The sequence below is a fragment of the Sphingorhabdus sp. genome (assembly GCF_044354325.1).
GTDB lineage: Bacteria > Pseudomonadota > Alphaproteobacteria > Sphingomonadales > Sphingomonadaceae > Sphingorhabdus_B.
Genome location: NZ_JBILAF010000132.1, coordinates 1 through 5,304, shown reverse-complemented (window position 1 = coordinate 5,304; position 5,304 = coordinate 1). Strand labels below are relative to the sequence as shown.

Genomic DNA, 5,304 nt, shown 5'->3' with positions numbered 1-5,304 from the left:
TTCATCGACGATGTTTCGCAAGTCCCCAACTTGGCGTACGATCGTGCTGGTCAGCTGCGCGAATATCGCTTCATCTTGGGCAATGTGCTTGCCAAAGCGGCGCTGAAGTCGCTCTGCCGCCAATTGGATAGGCGTCAGCGGGTTTTTGATTTCGTGCGCGATCCGTCGGGCAACATCGGACCATGCCGCGCGGCGTTGATCGGCAAGCTGCTGGCTGATGTCTTCAAAGGTGACCACACTGCCCTGCTCGCGCGGAGACACGGTAACAGCGACCGTCAGCGGCTCTGGCCCATCGCCAAGCTGCACAACGCCCCGTGGGCTTTCGCTGGCCAAAGCGGCGAGCGCGGGCGCGACCACTTCAAATTTTTGGCCGACAATAGTATCAGATTCATGTTTCAGCAGCTTCTCCGCGGTCGAATTGGCCAGCTGGACCACGCCATTGCCATCGACTGAAACCACACCTGCCGATACCGATTCCAGCACGGCCTCGATAAACAAACGCCGCTCACCCAACTGATGGTTGGTGGCCAGCAATGCGCCCGTTTGCTGCTGCAGTCGCTCGGTCATGCGGTTGAACGATTGCGACAGGAAACCCACTTCATCATCGCGGAATTGATCTTCGGTGACCCGCGCCGATAGGTCGCCGTCCGCAATCCGTTGTGCGGCATCCACCAAATTATTGACCGGCCTTACCAACCGGTCCGCGACGCGAAGCGCAATCCAAAGCGTGATGCCAATAATCATCAGCGACACAAAATAGAGCGCGAGATTGAACTGGATTTGCAACGCCCGCGACCGCGCAACCATTTTGTCATAGTCTTGCAAAACGGACTGTGCGCGTGAACCCAAAGCAAATGAAGGCACTGTTTCCGCGCGTCTTACGTATAGATAGGTTCGCGGATTGTCATACAGGACCACAACAGCATCGATATTATTGGGGCTGACCGTAACGACAAAATTTTCACCGGATTCCAGTTTGCGCAGCGCTTCATCGCTGATCCAGTCACCACGTTCTTTTTCGGCGAGCACTGCTTCCGTATTTTGCTGTCCGCTTGGTCCGATCGTTACAATTGCGGACTCGCTCAACTTGCGGTTCAAGACCTGTTGCGGATAGGCAATCTCTAAAAATTCAGCGCTATCGATTTTTACCTGCGATAAAATGTACCGAATGTCCCCCGCCATTGTGACCGTTTCGGCCCCGACATCGCGCACCTTTTCATCATAATATCCCTTGGCCAGCTCGCCTGCATTTTCGAGCATGCCGCGTGCCGAACCCGAGAACCAGAATTGCACACCGCTTTGGAACAGCAATGAGGCAAAGATAACCAAAAGCACCGTCGGAACGGCCGTAATCGCCGAAAATATCGCCACCAAGCGGACGTGCAGCAATTGCTTGCTGCCAATGTTGCTATTCTCCGCCCGCTTGAGCGCCACACGCCGCCCAAACAGAACAAGCAGCAATGTCGCTGGCAACAGGTTACTGACCAACATAGTTGCAGAGGCAGCGGGTCCCAAAGGCTCCGACTGCGGCCCTTGGTCGATCAGCAATATCGCGGTCACAACGCCGGCAACAACAACCATCACCGCACTGGCGATTTCCAGGAATTTGATCGATTGGCTGTTGCCCAGCAGATCGGCAAGCCATTCAAAAAGACGACCGACGGCGGACGGTGAACTTGTTTCCTCCGCTAATCCGATTGTTGCCATAAAGACACTGTGGCACTCATTGCGTTACCTGAAAAGCACAAAATTGCTCCTCAAACGCTATGTATCTTGGCCAAACACCGTTCTAGCGTCCTCCGGCGGGACCAATGCCGTAATCGGTCAGTTTTTTGCGCAGCGTGTTGCGGTTGATACCAAGCAAAGCTGCGGCTTTAAGCTGGTTGCCTTTCACTTGCTTCATCACATGCTGCAGCAACGGGATCTCGAACTGGGCCAAGGCGCGTGGATATAGCTTTTCGCGCAAATGCCCGCGTTGTTTTTGGTCGCGCAGGAATTGGGCAACAGCCGCTTCGAAGCTCGCGCCTTGAATGTGCGGGTCAGCATCGGGCGCAGGTTCCACAAACTGGTGGATCGTGCTTTCCGTGATCGTATCTTCGCGGCACAACAATGCCAGACGATAAATAAGGTTCTTCAACTCGCGGATATTTCCGCGCCAGGGCATCGCCATCAATTGACCGACAGCCCCATCGTCGATTTTGCGTAAAGGAAGGCCGTCTTTTGCCGCCATCATCAGGAAATGCTGTGCAAGCAGGCCAATGTCTTCCGTGCGATCGCGCAGCGGGGGCATTTCGATGGGCACGACGTTCAGGCGGTAGAACAGATCCTCCCGAAACCCGCCCTTTTCAATCAAAGCGGCCAAGTTTTGGTTTGTCGCTGCGACGATGCGGACATCAAGGCGAATGCTCGCTTTGCCGCCAATGCGGCTGATGACACCGCTTTGCAGCGCGCGCAAAAGACGGGTCTGTGCGTGCATCGGCATGTCACCAATTTCGTCGAGGAATAATGTGCCGCCTTGGGCCTGTTCAAACCGACCGATGGATTGGCCAACGGCGCCGGTAAACGCACCCTTTTCGTGGCCGAACAGCTCGGCCTCGATTAACTCGCTCGGGATCGCTGCCATGTTGACCGCGACAAAGGGCCCGGTTTTGCGGTGCCCCAGATTGTGGATCGCTTCGGCCACCAGTTCCTTGCCCGTTCCGCTTTCCCCCGAAATCAGGACCGATAGGTCATTCCGCAACAGCCGCGCCACCATGCGGTACACATCCTGCATCGCGGCACTGCGTCCAATCATCGGCAGATTGGCTTCGCTTAATGCCTCAAACGGGTCAGAGGCGGTCGATCGGCGCTTTTCGATCCCTTGCTTTACCGCCAAAACAAGGTCGTTGAGGTCAAACGGCTTTGGGAAATATTCAAACGCATCGATCTCGCTGGCGCGCACGGCTGTCTCCAGCGTGTTTTGTGCCGACATGATGATGACGGGCATATCGGGCGTGCGCGCCAATATCTCTTTCAGGGTGGACAGGCCGTCGCTGTCTTTCAAAACGACATCGGTCAGCATCAGGTCGAAATGGCCATTGGCAAGCGCCGCATCGCGCGCCGCCACGGTATCGCAAATTTGCGTTTCGATATTCTCCGCCTGAAGCGCGGCACATACGACGAGCCCGATGGACGCGTCATCTTCGACAATAAGAACCTTAGCTGGCTTCATTCGCTTGCCTTCCCTGAAGCTACCGGAAGCAAAAGCCGGAATGTGGTTTGCCCAAGGGCATGATCGCGTTCGAACAAGACCCGGCTATTCATTTGCTGCACAAGCTTGCGCACAATAGCGAGGCCAAGCCCCTGCCCGTCACGTTTTGTCGTTACGAATGGCGAAAACAGTTCATCGACAATATGATCGGGCACGCCTGCGCCATTGTCGGATATCGCGATTTCCACGGGCAATTTAATGGCGCGCCGGTCAATGTCCGTATCGCGCAACGCGCCGCTCATGACATAACGCGTCGAAATGCCAATCACGCCGTCAAGACGCCCGTTCAGCGCGTCGATCGCGTTTTGCAGGAGGTTTATCAGCACCTGAACCATCCCGTCGGCATCGATATACACATCGGGCAGCGACGGGTCATAATTGATCGAAATTTCGGGCATGGCGCGGTTGGCCGCACGCAGCGAACGAATGGCGCGCTCAATCAACAAATGGATATTCGCCGGCGCCAATTCAGGCCGCTCCGACCGCCCCAGCTTTTGCATTTGGTCGAGCAAGCGGGCGATGCGGTCAACTTCGTTAACAATAAGCTCGGTCAACGCCCGGCTTTTTTCATCAACCTGACGCGCCAACAATTGTGCCGCGCCTTTTATGCCCGCCAACGGGTTTTTGATTTCATGCCCCAATATCGCAGGCGCGCCCATGGCCTGTTGCTGCCCGGAGTCGCGCTGGTCCCCGATATGCTCACGGCCCCCATTGCGCGGGGATATGACGGCGATGCGCCAATCCGGCTCTTTGGCCACGGCGGATATGTTGATATCGACCATGATCACACCATAAGGTGTTTTAAGCTCCATATCCTGCGCGGAAATGTCGCCCTCACGCGCGAGCAAAGCCGCGTTCATCCGCTCGCTTTCGAAGATCAGCGCTTCGTCAATACGGTGCCCCTCAAGCCTTCTGCGGCTTCGGCCAAAAAAGGCTTCGCTCGCATCGTTCGCATAAGTGATGAGGTGATCAGGCGAGATCAGAAGCACCGGCACCGCAATACTCGCCAGCATTTGGCTATATTCGGGGCGATGCGTGACCTGCGACATCAATCAGGCGGCCGACCGGGTCAGGAACGGTTCGTAAAAGCGTGTCAGCTCGTCAATGACGACATCGGGATCATCGATGCGGTTCACGAAATTGCGAAACTCGGCGGAACCATTCAGCCCCTTGGTATACCAACCAATATGTTTGCGCGCGATGCGCAGGCCAACTTCGCCGCCATAATGGTCGAGCATGGCGCGATAATGGTCCATGATCAGGTGGAACTGCGCATCAATATCTGGATCGGCAATGGTCTGCCCCGTTCGGAACCAATGCATCATCTGACCCAAGAGCCAGGGCTTCCCATAAGCGCCGCGGCCAACCATCACGCCATCGGCACCACTTTGTTCCAGCGCATTGCGCGCGTCTTCGATGGTGCAAATGTCACCATTGACGATAACCGGAAGCGATACCGCGTCCTTCACCTTGCGCACAAATGCCCAGTCAGCCAATCCCTTGTACATCTGGTTACGGGTGCGGCCGTGGACGGTGATCATCTTTGCGCCAAGGTCTTCGGCGATACGCGCGAGTTCAGGCGCGTTCAGGCTGCCATGGTCCCAGCCCATGCGCATCTTGACGGTAACGGGCACGGACACGGCCTTCACCGTCGCCTCGATCAGGCTGGCCGCCAGCGGCAGGTCGCGCATCAATGCAGAGCCTGCATCGCCGTTCACCACCTTTTTGACGGGGCAGCCCATGTTGATATCGATAATCGCCGCACCGCGGTCTTCGTTCAGCTTCGCCGCCTCACCCATTTCATATGGTGCACAGCCAGCCAACTGCATCGACACAGGCTCTTCAATCGCGTCCCACTCGCATTTTTGGATGCTCTGGCGCGTTTCGCGGATCATCGCTTGGCTCGCAATCATCTCGGTCACGTTCAAGCCAGAGCCAAATTGCCGGACGATTTTGCGAAATGGCATATCGGTGACGCCAGTCATCGGCGCCAGAATGACGGGACAATTGATTTCAATATTGCCGATTTGAATAGGTTTCAGCTGCATTTTCAA

4 protein-coding genes are annotated in these 5,304 nt (G+C 56.1%); all 4 read right to left on the bottom strand.

The genetic code is table 11. The features are described from left to right. Window positions 1-1,707: HAMP domain-containing protein (locus ACIQ0G_RS10075; RefSeq protein WP_397577791.1), on the bottom strand; the 1,707-nt coding region annotated here is incomplete at its 3' end. A gap of 82 nt (window positions 1,708-1,789) precedes the next feature. Continuing rightward, a complete protein-coding gene (locus tag ACIQ0G_RS10070) occupies window positions 1,790-3,211 on the bottom strand; it encodes a sigma 54-interacting transcriptional regulator (RefSeq protein WP_397577790.1) in 1,422 nt (473 codons plus the stop codon). Next, window positions 3,208-4,299, bottom strand: coding sequence for a nitrogen regulation protein NR(II) (locus tag ACIQ0G_RS10065; RefSeq protein WP_397577789.1), 1,092 nt, complete (start codon window positions 4,297-4,299; stop codon window positions 3,208-3,210). The genes ACIQ0G_RS10070 and ACIQ0G_RS10065 overlap by 4 nt, the downstream gene beginning before the upstream one ends. Window positions 4,300-4,302: 3 nt before the next feature. After that, window positions 4,303-5,298, bottom strand: a complete 996-nt coding sequence (gene dusB, locus ACIQ0G_RS10060; protein WP_397577792.1) for a tRNA dihydrouridine synthase DusB — start codon at window positions 5,296-5,298, stop codon at window positions 4,303-4,305. Between the last annotated feature and the right edge of the window lie 6 nt (window positions 5,299-5,304).